This window comes from Variovorax sp. FW301-JW7 (assembly GCF_058788795.1).
This window is the reverse complement of sequence record NZ_JBYTBC010000001.1, coordinates 114,232-134,874: the sequence shown is the minus strand read 5'-3', so window position 1 is coordinate 134,874 and position 20,643 is coordinate 114,232. Positions and strand designations below refer to the sequence as shown.

At 70.4% G+C, this 20,643-nt stretch carries 8 protein-coding genes; 1 reads left to right on the top strand and 7 read right to left on the bottom strand.

What is annotated here, in order from left to right; translation table 11 throughout:
* Positions 1–101: 101 nt before the first annotated feature.
* A complete protein-coding gene (locus tag AC3WQM_RS00515) occupies positions 102–356 on the bottom strand; it encodes a hypothetical protein (RefSeq protein WP_492676483.1) in 255 nt (84 codons plus the stop codon).
* A 242-nt stretch (positions 357–598) separates the two neighbouring features.
* On the opposite strand from AC3WQM_RS00515, the gene AC3WQM_RS00510 reads away from it, so the two are divergent.
* Entirely contained in the window at positions 599–919 is a 321-nt protein-coding gene (locus tag AC3WQM_RS00510) for a hypothetical protein (protein ID WP_492676482.1), read from the top strand.
* A gap of 9 nt (positions 920–928) precedes the next feature.
* On the opposite strand, the gene AC3WQM_RS00505 is transcribed toward AC3WQM_RS00510, so the two are convergent.
* From AC3WQM_RS00505 to AC3WQM_RS00480, 6 genes are all read right to left on the bottom strand, one after another.
* The gene (locus AC3WQM_RS00505) at positions 929–1,426 is read right to left on the bottom strand and encodes an arsenate reductase/protein-tyrosine-phosphatase family protein (RefSeq protein WP_492676481.1); all 498 of its coding nucleotides are present in this window, start codon (positions 1,424–1,426) and stop codon (positions 929–931) included.
* 344 nt (positions 1,427–1,770) lie between these two features.
* Complete coding sequence (locus tag AC3WQM_RS00500) at positions 1,771–3,900, bottom strand: site-2 protease family protein (protein ID WP_492676480.1); 2,130 nt, start codon at positions 3,898–3,900, stop codon at positions 1,771–1,773.
* Positions 3,894–5,246, bottom strand: a complete 1,353-nt coding sequence (locus AC3WQM_RS00495) for an efflux RND transporter periplasmic adaptor subunit (RefSeq protein ID WP_492676479.1) — start codon at positions 5,244–5,246, stop codon at positions 3,894–3,896. Before AC3WQM_RS00495 ends, AC3WQM_RS00500 begins: the two co-directional genes overlap by 7 nt.
* A gap of 28 nt (positions 5,247–5,274) precedes the next feature.
* Positions 5,275–6,078, bottom strand: coding sequence for an efflux RND transporter periplasmic adaptor subunit (locus AC3WQM_RS00490; protein WP_492676478.1), 804 nt, complete (start codon positions 6,076–6,078; stop codon positions 5,275–5,277).
* Between the two features lie 17 nt (positions 6,079–6,095).
* Positions 6,096–7,991, bottom strand: a complete 1,896-nt coding sequence (locus AC3WQM_RS00485; protein WP_492676477.1) for a TolC family protein — start codon at positions 7,989–7,991, stop codon at positions 6,096–6,098.
* A 62-nt stretch (positions 7,992–8,053) separates the two neighbouring features.
* Positions 8,054–20,263, bottom strand: a complete 12,210-nt coding sequence (locus tag AC3WQM_RS00480; protein ID WP_492676476.1) for a cadherin-like domain-containing protein — start codon at positions 20,261–20,263, stop codon at positions 8,054–8,056.
* Positions 20,264–20,643: the final 380 nt, after the last annotated feature.

The window sequence follows — 20,643 nt, the reverse complement described above, 5'->3', positions numbered from 1 at the left end:
GTGAGATCCGTGAGCCTCGATGGTGCGCCGCTTGCGGACGCAGCGGGTTTGGCAATCCCGATGGCCGGGATAGAAAAACTTCAAGCGCGCGGCGGGCCGCGTCAGTTCAGCGCGCCGGCGCGCGCGTCGGCCAGCGTGAGGCGTTCGCGGGCGAACTGGCTGGCCCGCAGTCGCACGCGCGCGACCGCGGCGTCCAGCGAGGGCTGCTGCATGAAGACGAGCACGCCGCGCTTGAGCCCGCGCAGGCGGAGTTCGGCAACGCCGGCATAGCGGCCGCCGGTGGTCTGGCGGATGTCGATCTCGCTGGACCAACCGTCGGAAAGTTCGACGAAAAGATGTTGCTGTGTGGCGCTCATGTCAGTGAGGAGCTTAGGGCTACTGCCGGCGCCGCCCTAGGACATAGTTCCTAGGTATTAGCATTTAATTTCGTTTAATAACAATTTCACGCGCACCGAGCAAAGGGACACCATGTGTGAACACCCGCATGACTTTCGGCACTCGCACCAAAACAGCCTGCCATCTAGGATGGAGCGGCCGTGATCCGTCTCCCTCTTTCTGCGCATCCTCCTGATCGACCCGCCTCCCCCGTTGCCGCCGCATGAAGGACGAGATTCACACAGCCGAACACCTCTACACGGTCGAAGTCGAGGGGCGCAACGTCACGGTGCGGGACGTGATGGTGGCGGCGTTCACCTACCGCATCAAACTCGAGGAACTGCTCGGGTCCCCCCGGCAGGTCGCGCACTGCTACCGGCTCTGGCGCCGGCTCGAGCAGTTCGACGAACCGCCCATGACGCGCCTGGACATCAAGTACGCGACCGCCTGGCGCGACGCGCATGCACAGGCCTGGCAGGTGGCGCAGGTCTTTCTCACCGAACCGCACGCCAAGACCTTCGTGCTCCGGCTCGCCGTTCCCTGACCGATCGCGTCAGCGCATGTGCGCCATGTCGCGGATGTCGGAGCGCAGCGCCGTGCGATCGGCGCCCACGAGCGGCAGGTTGATCAGCAGTTCGAGCCGCCGCCGCAGTGAGTACAGCACCTGGATCGCGCCATGCGCCGCGTCGTCCGGGCCGGTGCCGGCGCCCGCCACGTCCGGGTAAGGCCACAGCGCCGCATCGGGCTGGCCGGGCCAGCGCGGCTGCAGCGGTTCGAGCGACGGGTCCAACGTGATGACGAAATCCACCCGGGGCGAGCCCGCGCGCGCAAACACGTCCCAGCTGCGCGGCGGTGACATCGGCAAGGCGATGCCGGCGCTGCCCAAGGCCTCGACCGCCGCGGGGTTCACATCCGCCGCAAGCCGCCCCGGCTGCCCGCACGAGCGCGCCGCGAAACGCCTCGAATCCAGGTGGGCCAGGCAGGCCTCGGCCAGCACGCTGCGCAGCGAATTGCGCCGGGAGACAAAGACGACTTCGATCCGTTGCTGCATGGTCAAAAGACTATAGCCACGCCGTGTGGCAGGTGTGTGCGGGGCTGCGCCGACCCTTCTGTGCACGCCTGTTTTGCCCTACCTGCCGGGCGTGTCAAATAAGTGTAAACACTGGTAAACCTTGATGCGATGCACGGCGTTAGAACCCCATGTGGACAACCGACCCCTCCCTCGTTGCTCTAGCCTTTCTGGTCGGTCTTGCCGCGGGCGTGACGCTCATGAGCATGCTGGCGGTCCTGCGTTCCGACCAGGACATGCCGCCCTCCGAGCACACCCGGCTGTAAGGCAGACCGCGGGCCTCACCCGCCGGCACCGCGCCGGCCGGCGTAAGCGGGCGCGCTTGTTCAGAACCCCGACTGCTCGATCAGCACCGAGGTCGCCGCGTTGATCCAGCGGCGGGCCAGGCTCTCGCGGGTGCCTTCGAAATGCGCACGCACCTCGCGCACCCCGTCGACCGGTGTGTCGTCTTCTCCCTCCACCGTCACCCGAAACCAGGCTTCGGCCGGGCGCAGGTCTTTCTTCTGCGCGGTCGGGTTGAGCGCGATCGGGCCGCCGTGGTCCTGCGCCAGCAACAGGTGCGGCAGCCGGCGCACCGGGCTGTTGTCGATGGCGCGCACCTGCCCTTCGAGCTTGCGCGTGCGGCCCTTCACGAGGATCACCGCGCGACTGCCGGCCGCCAGGCGCTGGCGGTCGTGCTCGGGCACCAGCGCTTCGACGCGCCAGCGCCGCCCGTCGACCACCATCGCCATCAGCTGCGACGGCGCGACCCAGGTGCCCGACTGCAGCAGCGGATCGACGTCGCGCATCGTGCCGCCGTGCGCCGCAACCAGCCGCAGGCGCAACAGCTCGGCGTCGCGCGCGCGCCGCTCGGTGTCCCAGCGGCTGGCCTGCTGTTCGGCCAGCACCTGCTGCGCCGCCGGGCGTTCTTCCAGGCCCATGGCGCCGCGCGCCGCACGCGCGTAGGCGCTGGACATCGCACGCGCTTTCTCGCGCTCCTCGGTCTGGCCGGGCGCCTCGAGCGTGACCAGCGACTGCCCCGCCGCCACGGCCGCGCCGTCGTTCGCTTCCATCGCCGCCAGCCGCGCGGCATAGGGCGAGAACACGGGCTGTTCGACACCGGCCCGGAGCACGCCCGGCGCCGAGATACCGCCGTGCCACGGCACCAGCAGCACCGCCGCCACGAGTGCGAGCAACAACGCTGCCACGACGCGCCGCCGCGGCTTGATCTCGTCACGCCGCGCATGCCACACGCGCAGCTCCGCCATCACCGGCCGAAAGACGAAGACGCCCATCTCGACGATGAAGAGGAACACGCCCAGCGCCTTGAAAAACGCGTGGTACACCACGACCGCGATGCCGATGAACAGCACCAGCCGGTAGGCCCAGGTCGCGAACGCGAACGCGATGAGAAAGCGGCGAAAGCCCGGCGTCAGCGTCTCCGGCGACGGATCGTCGAAGCCCAGCAGCCAGCGCCGCAACGCGCGCTTCGCCTGTTGGCCGGCACGCTCGTGCAGGCCGGGAAAATCGAGCGCGTCGGTCAGCATGTAGTAGCCGTCGAAGCGCATGAAGGGGCTGGCGTTCACGGCAAGCGTCAGCACCCAGGCCGTCGTCGCCAGGAAGAACAGCGCGTTGCGCAGGTCGCCGTCGGGCATGAAGGCCCACAGCAGCGTCGACCACGCGGCCAGCACCAGTTCGGCGCAGATGCCGGCCGACGCAATCGCCAGCCGATGCCGCGAGCGCGCCAGCTTCCAGCTTTCGCCGGTGTCGGTGTAGGCCATCGGCCACATCACCAGCAGCGCGACGCCCATGTGCCCCACCCGCACGCCGTGGCGCGTGGACATGAGCGCGTGCCCCATCTCGTGCAGCAGCTTCGACACCACGATCGCGCCGGCAAAGCCCAGCACGCCTTCCCAGCTGATGGCGCCGCGCAGGTGGGCCGCCACCGTGTCCCACTGCCGCGCGGCCAGGAGCACGCCGACACCGGCGGCCAGCGCGGTGAGCGCCACGAACCAGCGGCTGTAGAGCCATTCGACCCAGGGCAGCATCTTCTCGAGCAGGCGCGCCGGTCGCACCAGCGGAATGCGCACGAACAGGTAGTTGTTGAGCAGCCATCGCCAGGCCGGCGTCGGCGGCTTGCGGCGCACGGTGCGCAGCAGCTGGTGCTGTTCGAGAAAGCCCTGGAAGCGCGCCACGTCGTCGGCGTCGGGCGCCAGCGTGGTGTCGCGCGCGATCTCCTGCGCGATGCGCTCGGCATCGGCCATCGGCCAGCGCAGAAGAATCTCGAACTCGAGCCAGCCGATGCGAAAGAACAGGTTGCGCACCGGGTCGCTGATGTGCCAAGCCGGCGAGCCATCGCGGTTGGCGCCCGTCGGATGGATCTGCAGTTCCTCGCGCAGCGCCGGCCAGGGTGGCGGCGACGCAGCACCCGCACCCGCAGGGGCGCCACGGCCCGCGAGCGCCGCGCCGCTCAGCATCCGCACCACTCCCGCGCCGCCGCGAACGGCCGGCGCAGCAGCAGGTAGCCGAGCACAGTCCAGCTGCCCGACACGCGCGCCGTGCCGCGCAGACCGATGCGCGCCACGCTCGACGGCTCGCGCAAGTGGCCGCGCAACTGGTAGCTGGCCACGCCGTTCGGCGCCTCGACCGCTTGGTAGCCGGCGTAGTCGAGCTGCGCCGACACCGGGTCGAGCGGCGCCACGCGCAGGAACAAGGTCATGGGCGCACCCGGTGCCAGGTTGACCGCCTCGCTCACCGGCGCCCAGGCCTGCACGCCGAGCGCGGCCGGGTCGGCCAGCAGCCCGACACGCTCGCCGGTCTGCACCGGGCGGCCGGCCCAGTCGTCGGGGTCGGAGTACACGAACACGCCCTTGGCCGGCGCCTTGATCTGCAGCTGCGCCACTTCGCGCTGCAGCGCATTCACTTCCACCTCGCGCTCGCGCAGCTTGCCTTCGGCCAGGCTCAGCTCGGCCTTGGCCGACTGCGACTCGATGGCTCGCTGCGAGGCCTGGTGCAGCTCCAGCCGCGCGGTCGACAGCGCCGCGCGCGCCACAGAAAGGCGGTTGTCGAGCGTGGTGTCGTCGAGCTCGGCGATGGTCTGGTCGGCCTCCACCGGTGTGTTGGGCGGCACGGTCATGCGGCGGATCACGCCGTCGCGCGGCGAGGCGATCACCTGGCTGCGCGTGGAGATCACCTCGGCCTGCAGCAGCGCGTACTCGCGCACCGGCACCAGGAGCGCGAGCGGCAGCAGCGCCAGCGCCCAGCGCAGCGGCTTGCGCGACCAGGCCTCGCGCAGCAGCGTGCCGATGGAGCGACGCCGACCGGTCAGCGCCCACCACGCGTGGCCGTACATCGCGGCGGCCTGCAGCAGCAAAAACTCGGGCGCCTTGGCGTCGAACTCGGTGGGCCACGGCGCCTCGCGCGCCAGGAACAGCGCGGCGCGCGCGCGGCCGTCGGGGTCGGCCATGGGCAGCACCCAGACCTGGTCGGGCAGCCAGTCGGCCCACGAGGCGGCGAGCGCGGGCGGCAGCATGCCGGGCGACAGCGCCAGCACGCGCGCAGCGGCCGGCAGTTCGTCCAGCCGCGGCTTCAGATGGTCGGCCACCGACGCCAGCCACAGCGCATAGGGCGAGTCGGACTCGACATCGGCCAGCCCCGAATGCGCCACCAGCCGCGTGCGGCGCGCGCCGAAGAAACCGACCAGCGCGGCCTGCCGGTACGGCGCGAGCGCGTGGGTCTCGTTGCAGATCAGAAAGGCCATGTCGGCCGGGCGCTGCGCCGCGCGCACCTTCGCGGCCAGTGCATGGAACGCGAGATCGGTCACGAAGAAAAATCCTTGCTGCGTGCGGCGCTCATCCCTTGCTGGCCGGTGCGCGCACCTGCCCGCTCATGCCCGGCAGCACCTGGCCGGCCGCTTCGCCCGCCAGCTCGGCCTCGATCTCGATGGTCTGGCTCACCGCGTCGACGCGGCCCGACACGCGCGTGACCTTCAGCGCCACGGTGCCGCCCGTCTCATCGACCGTGCCCTCCAGGCGCTGGCCGGTCTTCAGCCAGGCCAGCCATTGCGAGGGCACGTTCATGCGCGCCTTCAGCGGACCGTTGCCGACCAGCTCGACCACCGGCGCGCCGGGGTTCACGCCCTGCCCCACCTTCACGTGCACGCGCGCCACCTTGCCGGCGAACGGCGCCACGAAATTGCACTGCGCGATCTGGGCATCGAAGATGCGGACCTGGCTCTGCGCCTTGTTCACGTTGGCCGCCGCCAGCTCGACCTCGATCTCGGCCGCCGACTGCAGGCCCTGCAGCTTCAGCTTGCCCACGTACTGCACCTTGGCGGCCTCGTGCTCGGCACGCGCGGCGGCGCGGCGCGCCTGGATCTCGTCGCACTCGTAGGCGGCCAGCACCTGGCCGGCGCGCACCGTGTCGCCCAGGCTCACCGGCACCTTCGCGAAGCGGCCCGGCGCCGAGGCCGAGAGCACGCTTTCCTGCGCGGCCACCACGAGAAAACGCACCGGTGCCAGGTTGCCGGGCGCACCGCTCGGGGCAGCGCGTGGCGGCGCCGCAGCCGGCGCCGTTTGGGCGCCGACGTGCGTGCCACCCACGGCGCACGACACGAGAACGAGCGCGCGAAGAACGGCCAGGTGCGGCAGCTTCATCAAGGACCTGCCCGCTTTCACTTCTGCGTCACCGTGGCACCCGTGCGCGCCAGGCGGCGCACGTCCGAGATCACCGACAGCGTCGCCGCCTCGGCGAAGGCGCTCACCGCGCTTTCGGTCGTCACGGCCGGCACGTAGCTCGCGTAGTTCTGCGACAACAGCTCGCGCCCGCCCGGTTCGGCCAGCGTGAGCCGCCACTGGGCGCGCGTGGTGCCGCGCACCTGCGGCACATTGCGCTGGAAGGCCAGCGTGAGCACCAGCGCATCGGCAGCACCCGACGACACCAGCTCGTTGCGCGTGACGATGCGTTCGACCGCACTGCGCACCGCCGCTTCGCTCACGCCCGACGGCAGGTCGCGCACGCGCACGGTCACGGGTCGGTTGCGCGTCTGGATCAGCGCCGCTTCGAGGAACACCGCCTTCTCGCCCTCGGCCATGCTCTGCTCGATGGCCTTGGCGACGGTCTGGATGTCGGTGCTGGCCACGGAGGCCGGCATCAAATCGACGCCGACCGAGTTGAGCACCCGGCCGTACGAGGTCTGCGTGGCCGCATAGGCCGTGGCGAGCTGGAAGCGCGACACCAGCGCGCGCGAATCGACGCGCAGTGCCTCGAGCTCGCTCTCGAGCTGGTTGCTGGCGCCGGCCCGCGCCACGCTCGACATGCGCTGGTCGACGCGGCTCGACTCGGCCGCCAGTTCCTGGTCGACCACCGCCAGCTTGTAGCGCTCGGCCGACACGCGCACCTGCGTGATCACCGCCATGGTCAGCGCCAGGCGGCGCGCTTCATCGGTCTTCTTGCGCGCGTCGTTGGTGCGGTTGATGGCCGGAATGGCCGCCAGCCGGAACAGGTCCATCGACAGGCTCACGCCCGCGTCGCTCCAGTTGCTGTTGTAGAGGAAGGAGTTGGAGTCGTAGCGCGCCCCGGCGTACAGGTTGAGGCTGGGGAACAGCGAGGCGATCTGCTTCTTGGTCTCGGCGATGCCGATGCGCGCCTTGTAGTCTTCCTCGCGCAGCTCGGCGCGGTTTTCCAGCGCGGCAAGCTCGAGCTTGTCGATGTCCAGCGTGACCGGTGCGCGCCCGTCCTGCGGCCCTTCGACCAGCGTGAAGTCGACACCCGGCGGCAGGCTCATGAGTGCGGCCAGCTCGCGCTTGGCGAACTGCATCTCCTGGCGCTTGGCGTTGACCAGCGACATCGCATCGAGCAGCGCGCGCTGGTAGGCCAGCCCTTGCGCGGGCGGCAGCACGCCGGCGCGCTCGGCCTCGCGCGACTTCTTCAACGCGTCCTCGATGCGCACGGCCAGCCGGTCGGCGTCGCCGATGAGCTGCTGCGCACCGATGGCACGCCAGTAGGCGCTGCGCACGTCCTGCGCGATGTTCTGCAGGATCTTGCGGCGGCGCTCTTCCGAGATGTTGACCTCGTCGGCCGCCTGCTTGGCGCGGAAATAGCTGATGCCGAAGTCCAGCGCGTTCCACGACAGCGTGGCGCGACCGTAGTAGTGCGAGCGCTGCTCCGAGGTCGAGGGCCGCAGGCTCACCACGCGGTCTTCGATGCCGATGCTGGTGCCGCCCGAATCGTTGCTGCGGTCGTTGTAGCCGGCATCCGCCACCAGCTTGGGCAGCATGTCGGCGGCCGACACGTCGAGCAGTCCGCGCGCCAGGGCCGACTCCATGAGCTTGAGGCGGTAGTCGGCGTTGTACTTGAGCGCACGCGCCAGCACCTCCGAATAGGTCATCGGCGTGGCCACCGCGGCCTGGTCCTTGTAGAGCTGCTTCTGGTCGTGGCGCACGCGCACCACGATCTCGTCGCGCGTGAGCTGCACCGGCGTCATGCTGCAGCCGGCCAGCATGAGCGCGGCCGCGGCAGCGGTCCACGACAGGGGGGAACGGAACGTCGATTCTTGTGAATGTTGCATATCGGTCCTGGTGCTCGCTGGATATGAAGGGGTCGGTGGTTCCGGGAAGGGACTGGCGTCGGTCAACTCGAGGGCACGCGCACGGTGGGCTCGGCGCGCTGCGGATGCCGCATCGCGTCGCGCACGTTGCCGCGCTCGACGGCGGCCGCGGCCACGCGGCTGGAGAAGGAGCGCGCCGGCCCGTCGGCGGCAGGCGCCACCGGCACGGCCTTGCCGGCCGCAGGCACTGCGTCGGCGTGTGCGGCCTCGGTGGACGGATGCGCCGCATCGGCGCGCGGCACCACGATGCGCCCGCCGTCGCGCGCCGGCGCCTCCTGCGGCGCTTGCGGGTACGGTGCCGAGAAGCTGTCAAAGTCGCCGAACAGCGGGCTCGCACCGTCGATCAGCTTGCCGGCCGTGACACCGCGCAGCGCCAGCGTCTGCTCCACATCGCGGATCATGCGCAGCGAGAACGACACGCCATCGCGGCTCACGTGGTCGGCGTAGTCCACGCCTTGCGGCTCGCCCCACAGGTCGGTGGGACGGTCCTCGCCGAAGATGCGGTCGCCGCCCAGCGCGCGCGCGGCAATCGCGCCCGACAGCGTCTGGCTCAGGCGCTGCGACTCCTGCACCGCGATCTGCACGAACAGCGCCGGGGTCATCGACTGGTCGATGCGGCGGCTGGGGTCGCCGAAGTCGGCCGGGAACACCTGGTCGCCCGCGAGCGGCCGGTGCTGCGAGGTGCCGTTGATCGTGACGACCAGCTTCTCCGTGCTGGTGCTGCCGTCGGCGTCGGTGATGACGTAGTCGAACACCTCGGTCAGCGTCTGGCCGTCGCCCAGCGAGGCCACGCGCACGTTGCTGGCGTTCACCGAATAGCTGTAGCTGCCGTCGGCGTTCAGGCGCAGGTTGCCGTAGCGCCCTGCCGTCGCACCGCCGATGGTGCCGGCCACGCCCTCGAAGGAAACCCCCGTGACCGGCGTCGGCGTGTGGTCGGCGCCGAGGCGGTCGGCCACGTCGTTCGCGCCCATGCCGTCGCCGCCGAACACGTTGCCGGTCGCCGTGGCGCCGGGGCGCGTGGTGCCGATGGCGGTGGCGTCGTTGCGTGCCGTGGGCACGTCGTCGATCACCAGCACGCGCAGCGTGCCCTGGGTGGTGTCGCCGTCGCGGTCGGTCACCTGCAGCGCGATGTCGTCGGTGACCTGCCCGCCCGCGTGGCTCTGCGCGGCGCCCAGCACGTAGGTGTAGCGCACGGTGCCCGTGGCCGCATCGAAGCCGGTGAGCGTGATGCGCCCGCGGTCGGTGGCGATGGTGACCGGGCTCGTGCCGAGCGCGGCCAGCTGCGCCGGCGTGAGCGTGGTGCCGTGCACCGCGATGCTGCCCAGGCCGTCGGGCGCCGTGACGAAGAAGCTGCCCGAGACCGTCTCGCTCGCGTCGCCCGGCTCGACCAGGCCGCGCTCGTACACGGTGGCCTGCCCGGCCGTGTCGGGGCCGTTGTTGTCGCCGATCACCAGCGTCACGCCGTCGTTCGCACCGTGGATGGTGAGGGTCAGCGTGGCGGTGCTGGTGTCGCCGTCGTTGTCGGTGATCGTGTAAGTCACCACCTCGGTCAGCGTGTCGCCCACGACCAGTGCCTGCACGCGCGGGTCGCCGTTGTTCAGCGTGTAGGTGTAGCTGCCGTCGGCGTTCAGCACGATGCGCCCGTAGGTGGTGGTGATCGACGTGCCCACCGTGCCGGCCACGCCGCCGAAGCTCACGCCCGTCACCGGCACGCCGTTGGCGTCGTCGGCACCGAGGGTGTCGTTGGCCTTCACGTTGCCGCCCACCGTGTTCGGCGCGCCGTCCTCGGTGATGGCATTGGTGTCGTTCACGGCCTCGGGCACGTCGTCCACGATGCGCACGGTGAGCGTGCCCGTGGCCGTGTCGCCGCCGGCGTCGGTCACCACCAGCTTGATGTCTTCCGTGCTCTCGGTCGCGTTCGGCTGCGGCACCTGCGCGTCCAGCGTGTAGGTGTAGGTCAGTTCGCCGGTCGTCGGCACGCCGCCCACCGAGCTGGTGGGCGTGAAGCCGGTGAGCACCAGCGTGCCGCGCGGCGTGTCGATGGTGACCGGCGTCGTGCCCAGGTTCGCCAGCTCGGCCAGCGTCAGCGGGCGCCCGCCCACGGTGACGCTTTGCATGCCGTCGCTCGCCGAGACCACGATCGTGCCGGTGGTGATCTCGCGGGTGTCGGGGCCGCCGATGCCGTCGACGAGCCCGCGCTCGTGCACCTCCGCCTGCCCCGTGGCCGCGCCGTTGCCGTCCACGGCGCCGATGGCCGGGTCGCCGTCCAGGCGGCCATGGATGGTGATCGTCAGCGTGGCGGTGCTGGTGTCGCCGTCGGCATCGGTGATCGTGTAGCGCACCGTCTCGGTCAGCTGCTCGTTGGTCTTGAGCGCATTGACGGCGGCGTTGTCGTTGTCCAGCGTGTAGGTGTAGCTGCCGTCGGCGTTCAGCACGATGGCGCCATACGTGGTCGTGAGCGACACGCCCACCGTGCCGGCCGCGCCGCCGAAGCTCACGCCCGTCACCGGCACGCCGTTGCCGTTGTCCGCGCCGTCGCGGTCGTTGGCCTTCACGTTGCCGCTCACCGTGTCGGGCACCGCGTCCTCGGTGATGGCGGCCGTGTCGTCGGTGGCCTGCGGCGTGTCGTTGATGATGAGCACGGTGAGCGTGCCGTTGGCCACGTCGCCGTCGCGGTCGGTCACCGACAGCGGGATCTGCTCGGTCACTTCGGTCAGCACACCGCCGGAGCGATGGCTCTGCGCAGCGCCCAGCGTGTAGGTGTAGCTGACCGCGCCGCCGGTCACGATGCCGTTGGACAGCGTGGTGCCGCTGAAGCCCGTCAGCTGGATCTGGCCGTCGGGCGTGGTGATCGTGATCGGCGCGCCCGGCGTGAGCGCCTGCAGCTGCGCCAGCGTCACCACCGTGCCGCCGACGTTGATGCTGGCCACGCCGTCCGCCGCGGTGATGTTGAAGCTGCTGGCGACACGCTCGCCCGTGTCGGTGATGCTCACCAGGCCCGACTCGAACACCGTGACCTGCCCGGTCGCCGCGCCGTTGGCGTCGGTGACGGCGATGCCCGGCAGGTCGTTGGCGCCGCGGATGGTGATCGTCAGCGTGGCGGTGCTGGTGTCGCCGTCGGCATCGGTGATCGTGTAGCGCACCTGCTCGGTCAGCATCTCGCCCACCGACAGCGCCTGCACGCGCGGGTCGGCGTTGTTCAGCGTGTAGGTGTAGCTGCCGTCGGCGTTCAGCACGATGGCGCCATACGTGGTCGTGATCGACGCGCCCACCGTGCCGGCCGCGCCGCCGAAGCTCACGCCCGTCACCGGCGCCACGTTGCGGTCGTCCGCGCCGATGGTGTCGTTGGTCGCCACGTTGCCCGACACCGTGTTCGGCGCGGCGTCTTCGGTGATGGCGGCCGCGTCGTCGGTGGCCTGCGGCACGTCGTCCACGATGCGCACGGTGAGCGTGCCCGTGGCCGTGGCGCCGCCGGCGTCGGTCACCTTCAGGTCGATGGCTTCGGTTCTCTCGGTCGCGTTCGGCTGCGACACCTGCGCGCGCAGCGTGTAGGTGTAGGCCAGGTTGCCCGCCGTCGGCACGCCGCCCACCGAGGTGGTGGCCGTGAAGCCCGTCAGCGTGATCGTGCCCAGCGGCGTCGTGATGACGACCGGCGTGGTGCCCAGGTTGGCCAGCTCGGCCAGCGTCAGCGTGCGGCCGCCCACGGTGACGGTCTGCAGGCCGTCGGCCGCCGACACCGTGACGACGCCGCTGCCGTTCTCGCGCGCATCGGGACCGCCCGGGCCGTCGACCAGGCCGCGCTCGTAGACCTCGGTCTGGCCCGTGGCCGCGCCGTTGCCGTCCACCGGCACGATCTCGGGGCTGGCGTCGGTGCGGCCGTGGATGGTGATCGTCAGCGTGGTGGTCGAGGTGTCGCCGTCGGCATCGGTGAGGGTGTAGCTCACCGTGTCCGTGAGCGTCTCGCCGTCTTTCAGCGCGTTGACGCGCGGGTCGCTGTTGTTCAGCGTGTAGCTGTAGGTTCCGTTCGCGTTCAGCACGATGCTGCCGTATTCCATGCCCAGCGCGCTGCCCACCGTGCCTGCGTTGCCGCCGAAGCTCACGCCGGTCACCGGCACGGCCGTGTCCGCGCCCTCGCGGTCGTTGGTCTTCACGTTGCCGCTCACGGGGTTCGGCGCGGTGTCTTCGGTGACGCTGTTGGTGTCGGGGTTCGCGGTGGGCACGTCGTTCACGATCAGCACCGTGAGGGTGCCGCTGGCCACGTCGCCGTCGCGGTCGGTCACGCTCAGCGGCACCGCCTCGGTCACTTCGCCCGCGCTGTGGTTCTGCGCCGAGGTCAGCGTGTAGGTGTAGCTGACCGTGCCGTCGATCACGACGCCGTTGGACAGCGTGGTGCCGCTGAAGCCCGTGAGGCGGATCTGGCCGTCGGGCGTGTTGATCGTGATCGGTGCGCCCGGCGTGAGGGCCTGCAGCTGCGCCAGCGTCACCATCGTGCCGCCCACGTTGATGCTCGCCACGCCGTCGGCCGCCGCGATATTGAAGCCGGCGCCCGCCGTCTCGCTCGTGTCGCCCACGCTCGTCAGGCCCGACTCGTGCACCGTCACCTGGCCGGTCGCGTTGCCGTTGGCGTCGGTCACCGTGATGCCCGGCACGTCGTTGTTGGCGCCGCGGATCGTGATGGTGATCTGCGCGGTGTCGGTGCCGCCGGCGCCGTCGGAGATGGTGTACGTGAACAGGTCGGTGAGCGTCTCGCCGACGATCAGCGCCTGCACGCGCGGGTCCGTGTTGTTCAACGCATAGGTGTAGCTGCCGTCGGCGTTCAGCACGATGCTGCCGTAGGTGCCGGTGAGCGGGTTGCCCAGCGTGCCGGACGAGCCCGCACCGAACTCGGGGCCGGTGCGGATGCTGGTGACGCTCAGCTGTGCGGTGGTGTTGTCAGGGTCGGAGTCGGCCTCGCCCGGAATGCGGCCGGTGATGACGTTGCTGCCGACCGACACCGTGTCTTCGTCGATGCTGTGCGTATCGTCCACCGCGATCGGCGGGTCGTTCACGGCGGTGATGGTCAGCGTGCCGGTGAGCACGTTGCTGTTCAGCGGCTGCGGGCCGCCCGCGTTGCCGCCCGGCTGCACGTTGTTGCCGTCGTTGAGCACGATGGTGTAGACGCGCTCGTTGTCGGTGCCGAACGCCGTCGGGTTGTCGCTGCTGCTGCGGTAGGACAGCTGGTCGAGCACCGCCCGCACCTCGGCCACGGTGGTGTCGGCGTCGAACTGCACCACCAGCGGCGCGCCGTTGCCGCCCGAGACGGTGACGCCCGCGGGCAGCACGCCGTTGACGAACAGCTGGTCGCCTGGCTGGTAACCGTCCAGGCTCACGGTGAGCGAGCCCGCGCCGAACACGCCGGCGGCCAGGCCGGGCGTGGTCGTGAGGTCGAGGTCGCCCACGGTGCCGCCGCTGACCAGCGCCACGGGCGGAATGCTGACGCCGGTGCCGGTCTGGTTGTTCTCCACCGCGGTCGCGCCGGTGGTGCCGCCGATCACCGGCGCGTCGTTGCGCGGCGCGATGGTGGTCGACACGTTGCGCAGCACCGACCACTGGCTGGTGGCGTCGTTGACGGTGGCGCTGATGTCGCCGCTGCCCGCCGCCACCGGCGCATCGGACACGCGCACGACCAGCCCGCCGGGCGTGCCGTTGAAGTCGGCCGCCGGCACGAAGCGCAGCTGCGCGCTGGTGGGCAGCAGCAAGGCGCTGGTGTCGGAGGCGCCCGTCGGCACGGCGAGCCAGTCGGTGCCGTTCAGGCTGTACTCCCACGCGCCCTGCGCGGCGTTGGCGTTGTTGCCCACGATGGCGATGCCGCCGAACGAGGTCGATGCATCGCCGCCGCCGCTGATGGCCGTCTGGTTGTCGATCGCGTCGCCGTAGCCGCCGCCCAGCAGCGTGTCGACCCGCACACCGGCACCCGTCACGTCCTCGACGCCGGCGGGCACGGTCGCATCGGTGGCGGTCGGCCGGTCGTTCACGTTGATCACCGTGGTGCTGAGCACGATGGTGCCGCCGCTGTAGACGGTGCTGCCGCCGTTGTTGGCACCCGCCACGTTGACCGTCGAGCCCGAGGTGGGATCGGCCGTGGCGCTGTCGTTGTTGGTGTCGGTCTCGACCAGCCGCACGGTCAGCGTGGTGGGCGTGCCGTGGAAGTTCGCGGCGGGCACGAAGCGCAGCTGCGCGTCCGCACCGAGTACCAGGGCGTTGGCGTTGGTGCGCGCGCCCACGTCGGTCCAGGCCCCGCCTGGGAGCAGGTACTGCCAGCTGCCCTGCGCAGCGTTCGGGGTGTGACCGGAAATCGCGACCCCGAAGAAGGTGTCTGACGAACTGCCGCCGGTGCCGCCGTTGCCGCTGTTGTCGATCTGGTCGGCGCCATCGCGGTAGTGGCTGCTGAACAGCGTGTCCACCCGCGTGCCTGCGGCGCTGGTGCCCACGTCTTCGTTGACCGGCAGCAGGGTTTCGGTGCTGCCGCTCACCACGGGCGCATCGTTGACCGGTGCCACCGTGAAGACGAAGGTGCGTGTGGTGACCAGGTGGTTGCTGACGCCGTCTTCGTAAGTGAAGGTGCCGGTCGTGCTGTTGTCGCCGGGCGCCAGGGCCCCCGGGCGCCCGCCGGTGTTGCCCTCGTCGTCCACCACGACGGTCACGGTGAAGGCGCCGTTCCAGTCGGCCGCCGTTGCCACGCCCGGTGCGTTGGGCAGTGCGACGGAAATGGCGTTGATGCGGCTGTTGATCTCGGCCAGCGTGCCGGTGATGGTGATGGTGGGGCCACCGGTCGCACTGACCGTGCCGCCGCTGCCGCCCACGTCGCTGATGACGAATCCGTTGGGCACCGACACCGTGGCCGTCAGCACGCTGGTGGCGCCCGCGTCCTGGTCGGTGACCGTGAGGCCGGTCAGCGTGACGCTGCCGTTGCCTTCGTTCACCGTCGGGTTGCCGGCCGCGATGTGGGCCGGGTCGTTGATCGACGACGGGAACAGCGTGCGGTAGGCCGAGGCCACGTTGGCCGTGAGCCCGGCGGGGATCAGCGCATAGGGATCGACGTTGGTGGTGGGCACCGCCACCGTGCCGCCGCCCGTGTTGTTGTTGTCGCCGCCGTTGGCGCCGCCCGCCAGCGCGCCGCTGCTGTTCTCGCGCAGGCGGTCGTCCACGACGACTTCGACACGGAAGTTCTGGTCGGTGTTGGCCAGGCCGCCGCCCAGCGCCACCTGCAGGCCGTCGAGGTAGGCCTGCACCTGCGCGCGCGTGCCGCGGATGACGAGCGCGCTGCCGGTGCCGTCGTAGGTGCTGTCGATGGTCACGCCCGAGCCGGCTGCATTGGCCGAGGTGATGGTGATGACGTCGCTGCCGCCGTCCTGGTAGAACGACGCGCCCAGCGGCGTGCCCGCGCCGTTGGTGATGCGCACGGTGACCTGCAGGAAATCGGCCTCGCCGGGCGCGATGCCGCCGCCGTCGCCGTCGATGTCCAGGTCGCCCACGACGAAGCCCGGCACGGCCGACGGCGTGTCGCCGCCGGTCAGGTTCAACGGCGTGTTCGGGTTGATGCCCGGCGTGAGCCCGGCCGTCGGTGCGTCGTTGACCGCCACGATGGTCAGCGCCATCGTCATGTCGGGCGGGTTGTTCGACACGCTGCCGCCGCCGGTGTCGCCGCCGATCTGCGAGCCGGTGTCGTCGAAGGAGACGAGGAGCGTCACGTCGCCGGCGTCGGCGCCGTTGAGGTCGTGATTGACGTCCGCCGCGCTGCGGTAGGTCAGGCCCGTGGCGGCGCCGCTGGTGATCAGTTCCTGGATGTCGCTGGCACGCCCGGTGAGCGTGAGCGCGCCGGTGTTGTCGCCGGCGATGGTCACGATGCGCCCGCTGGGCAGCGTGAAACTCGTCTGGCCGCCGGTGCCGCCGATGCCCAGCGTGCCGTTGGGCACGGTCAGCCGCAGCGTGATGGGCGTGTCGAAGGCCGCCGATTCGGGGTCCGACACCACGAAGCCCGCGCCGATGTAGGTCGGCTGGTCTTCATAGACCGTGTGCGCGGGCGGCACGACCAGCACGCCCGGGTCGTTCACGCTCGACGCACGCACCAGCACCGAGGCCGCCGCCATGTTGCCCTTGATGTCGCCGGTGGTGGGCACGGTGTCGGTGTACCAGTCGTACTCGGTGGTCGGGACCGGGATGTTCGGCCCGCCCGGCACGGTCGGCTCGTTCTGCGGGCCGCCGTTGGCACCAGGCTGCAATGCGCCGGTGGCGGTGTCGCGCACGCGGTCGTCGACGATGACCTGCAGGCGCAGCGCCTGGTCGCGGTCGGTGGCGAAGGTGAGCGTGAGGCCCGCCAGCGCCGCGTTCACCTGGGCGCGCGTGCCGCGCAGCGTGAGGAAGTCGCCGTTTCCGTTCTTGTCACCGTCGACGGTGGCGCCGCTGGCCGGCGCCCAGCCGATGTTCACGTCCGCATAGTCGGCCGCGGACAGCGGGTTGCCGCTGGCGTCGGTCAGCCGCACCGTGACCTGCAGGAAGTCGGTCTCGACCGGAAGGATCACGTCGAGGTTGACGTCGTCGACGCTGAAGCCGGGCACCGGGTTGTTGGCCGGGGTGCTGCTGTCGATGTCGATCGGCCCCGCAGGCGCGGTCACCGTGGGCGCGTCGTTCAGCGGCGTGACGTAGATCCAGAACTGGCCGCCGGTCTGCTCCTTGTCGCCGTCGCTCAGCGTGAAGGTGAAGCGGTCGCTCGGCGGACCGGGATAGGTCGCGCCGTCGGACTCGTCGCCCGAGTTGGTGTAGTAGATGTAGCCGGCGTTCACGTCGGCCTGCGTGAACGAGGAGCCCACGCCCAGCGCCACGAAGTTGACGCCGTCGGTCGAGTACATGATGCGCCCGTGCGTGGTGACGGAGGTGATCGTGTACTGCAGCTGCGTGAGCGTGCTGTCGGGGTCGAAGGCCGTGAGCATGCCCGGCGTGATCTGGCCGCGCCCGCCCTCGGTCACGACCAGCGGGTTGTTGGCGGTGGTGCCGCCGGGTGGGTCGGGCTGCGTCGGGTCGGCCGCGATGATCGGCGCGTCGTTGATGTTGGTGATCTGGATGCCGACCTTCACCTGGTTCGACGCGGCGCCCCAGCGGTCCACGGCATGCACGTTGAACTCGGTGGCGCGCACCTCGGAGCCGTCGCTCACGAAGCGCAGGCCCGTGGTGCCGGCGCTGCCGGTGATGAGCGACGCGTCGATGCGCATCCCCACGGTCACGGTCAGCCAGGTGGTGCCGCCGTCGGGCGAGTACTGCAGCACGCCGCCGGCGGGCAGGCTGTCGAACTCGAACTGCATCGCGCCGGGCCCGCTGGTGCCGTTGTTGAAGGCGTAGTTCGGGTCGCCGTTCAGCAGCGTGGCCGAGCCTTCGAGGTAGTTCTCGCTCGCGGCATCGTCCGCGTCGACCACGCGGATCTGGCCGGTCGTGAGGTAGGCGGTCTCGCCTTCGCGGATGACCGTGTTCGACGAACCGGTGGCCACGGGCACGTCGTTGACCGGCGTGATGAAGAACGCGAAGCTGGTGTTCCAGACGTTGCGCACGCCGCCGACGGCGACGCCGGCCGTCACCGAGAGCGACACGGCCGACTCGAAGTCTTCCACGTCGCCGTCGTGCTGGAAGCGGATGCGCCCGGCGTTCAGGTCTTCCTGCGTGAAGGTCTCGTAGGTGTCGATGTCGATCCAGTTCGCACCATCGAAGCGCTGCAGCACGCCGTTGCGCACGGGCCCGGTGGTGCCGGTGTAGTCGGTGACGGTGTAGATCACCTGCGACGGCGGCACGCCGTCGACCGTGTAGCTCAGGCCCGGCACGATGTTGAAGTCGGCGCCGGTGCCGCCCAGCACCACCGAGCCGCCTTCGCTGAGCGTGCCGCGCGTGGCGCCGTTCTGGTCGGTGCCCGCGTGGTTGGAGCCCGAGGTGGTGACGGTGCCGTCGATGGTCTGCAGCGGATTGCCGTTGCCCGTCGGGGTTTCGACGAGGTTGATCGTGAACTCGTAGGTCTTCAGCGTGCCGTCGGGGTTGCGGTCGGCGCCCTCGCGGATCACGGTGTTGCCGTTCGCGTCCCAGGTGGGCCCCAGCGTGTTGTCGACCACCTGGAAGCTGAAGGTGTCGGTGTCGCCCGCCGCCGCCCCCTGCGTCTGCACGTACTGCACGCGGCCCGAACGCACGTCTTCCATGGTGAACGTGCCGCCCGGCGGCAGGATCTTCCCGTCGAGCAGCAGGTAGCCCTGGTTCAGGCCGTTCATCGAGGTGACGGCAAAGGTCAGGTTGTCGTCGCTCGAATCGACGTCGGTCGCGCCGAGCATGCCGGGCGTGAGCGTCACGGTGTAGCCGCCGCCCGCCGGGTCGACGGTCGCCTCGAGCGTGCTGCCGGGGTCGAGCACCGGGTCGTCGTTGGCCGGTCGCACGTTGATGGCGATGGTGCCCGAGGTGGACGACGGCGTGCCCGTGCCGCCGCCGGCGTCGCTCACCGTGACGCCGAAGCCGTCGGTGAACGGGTAGCTCTGCCCGTTGTTGTCGCGCTGGCCGTTGTTGCCGTAGGTGAGGCCGCCGCGGTCGTCGTAGCCGAACACGAAGCCGGCGTCGATGTCGGCCTGCGTGATCGCGCGGTTGGTGACGTTCTGGGGCACGCCACCGATCAGCACCGTGCCCGTGAAGTACAGCGTGCCGTCGGTGGGCAGGCTGGTCAGCCGCACCGTGAGGTCGCCGCTGGCGTCGTCGCCGCCGCCGTCGGCGACGATGAAGTTGCCCACGACCGAGGCCGGGTTGCCGCTGGTGTCGATGGCGTTGGGCGGCTGCCCTTCGAACACGCTGCCTCCGCCCGAGACCACCGGCGGCTGGTTCAGCGGCGTGACGTTCAGCGTGATGGTGGCGTGGTCGGAGCCGGCCAGCGGCGTGGCGCCGTCGTTGACCACGACGACGAAGCTGTCGTCCAGGTTCTGGTCCGCGCCGGTGGCCGTGTGCACGTAGGCGACGCGGCCCGCGAGCACGTCGGCCTGCGTGAAGACCGAGCCCACGCCGATGCGTTCGCCGTTGAGCGTGAGGTAGCCGTGCGCGGTGTTGGTCGCGATGCCGTAGACGATCTGGCCGGTGTTCTGCGAGCCGATCGTCACCTCGGGGTCGATGGCGTTGAGCGTGGTGCCGGTCAGCACCGTGGTGCCGCCCTCGGAGACCGCCTGCGCCGCGTCGGCCACCGTGGTCGGGTCGTTCGACGGCGTGATCGTCACGTCGAGCGCGCGGTTGGCGGTGAGCGCCGGCGTTTCCGAATCGGTGATCGACACCAGGATGCGCGTGGTGGCCGTGGCGTTGCCCAGCTCGGTGTCGGCGGCGGTGAACACCAGCTGGTTGATCCAGGCGTTGGCATCGGCCACGCTGCCGACGAAGCGGTAGCCGCCGGGCACGGTGGTGACGCCGCTCATGCTGGCGCTGGACAGCGCGCCCAGTGCGGGGTTCTCGACGGTCACGTCGACCGTGACGTTGCCCGCGCCGTCGTCGGTGAGCGTCCAGCCGCTGAGCGTGGCGCGGTCGGCGCCCGGCGCATTGAGCGTGCTGGGCTCGCTGACCGTGATGCGCGGCGTGGTCGTCGAAACAGTCGGCGCGGCCAGCAGGCCGTCGTAGCTGGCGGCGGCAAAGGCGCGCGTCTCGATGAGGCCCGTCGCGACTTCGAGCGACCAGTCGCCCCGGCGCGACGCCGCGCCGGTGGCGTCGTTCGACGCCGCAACGTCCGCGCCGGTCGCACGGCTCAGGGCCTGCGCGAACTGCTGCCCGTCGGCCCCCACGTCGCACCCGTAGAGCAGGATGTCGCCGTTCACGTCGAGGCTCGCACCGATCGCCTGCCAGGCGCCTGCCGACTGCGCCAGGCTGGCGACGCCGAGCGTCTCGTTGCCCAGCGTGATCTCGCCCGCGGTGCCGTGGCTGAGGATGTGCAGTGCCGTGAGGCCGGTGCGCCCTTCGAGCGCCTGGCGCAGCTGTTCGACGCCGGACGATCCGGTGTCCAGCAGGATCAGCTGCGCGCCCTGCGGCACCGCGGCGGCGAGCTGCTGCCAATTGGCAACATTCTTGTCGACGACGTAGACCTCGCTGGCCGGGCCCGATCGCGCGTCTGCTTGCGCAGGCGCGCGAGCCGCCTCGGCCATGCTTTCACGCCCATGCGGCACGGTGACGGGCGCCGCGTCGGCGGCATGCGGCGCCTCCACGTGCTGGCCCTGAGACGCATCCGGAGGTGCCGCGGCGGCGGCTTCTACAAAAGCGGCCCCATCAAAAAGCTGCCGGCTTTCCAGCGCAAATCGATGAGAACGAGGGCGGAGGAATTGGGGCAGTTTGGAACTGGGCATGCGCCGAAGTGTGACGACAAATACTCAATTGTGTCCACCGTTTACGAACGCAAACTTCGCCAAATCAATACCTTTGAACATAAAGCAACGTTCAATCGGTGTTTTTACTATTTGCCGAAAACAATTGTTACCCCGATGACGTCGCATTCACCTACGGATTTCCGTGATATTCCGCTCCACCCCTGGCAAGAACCCCGGCCAGCGGTTAGCGAACGCCTTGAATCGCGAGCGACGGGCGCGCG

Coding starts and splice junctions, on each gene's coding strand:
- AC3WQM_RS00515 (WP_492676483.1), bottom strand. CDS start 356: ATGAGCGCCACACAGCAACATCTTTTCGTCGAACTTTCCGACGGTTGG.
- AC3WQM_RS00510 (WP_492676482.1), top strand. CDS start 599: ATGAAGGACGAGATTCACACAGCCGAACACCTCTACACGGTCGAAGTC.
- AC3WQM_RS00505 (WP_492676481.1), bottom strand. CDS start 1,426: ATGCAGCAACGGATCGAAGTCGTCTTTGTCTCCCGGCGCAATTCGCTG.
- AC3WQM_RS00500 (WP_492676480.1), bottom strand. CDS start 3,900: ATGCTGAGCGGCGCGGCGCTCGCGGGCCGTGGCGCCCCTGCGGGTGCG.
- AC3WQM_RS00490 (WP_492676478.1), bottom strand. CDS start 6,078: ATGAAGCTGCCGCACCTGGCCGTTCTTCGCGCGCTCGTTCTCGTGTCG.
- AC3WQM_RS00485 (WP_492676477.1), bottom strand. CDS start 7,991: ATGCAACATTCACAAGAATCGACGTTCCGTTCCCCCCTGTCGTGGACC.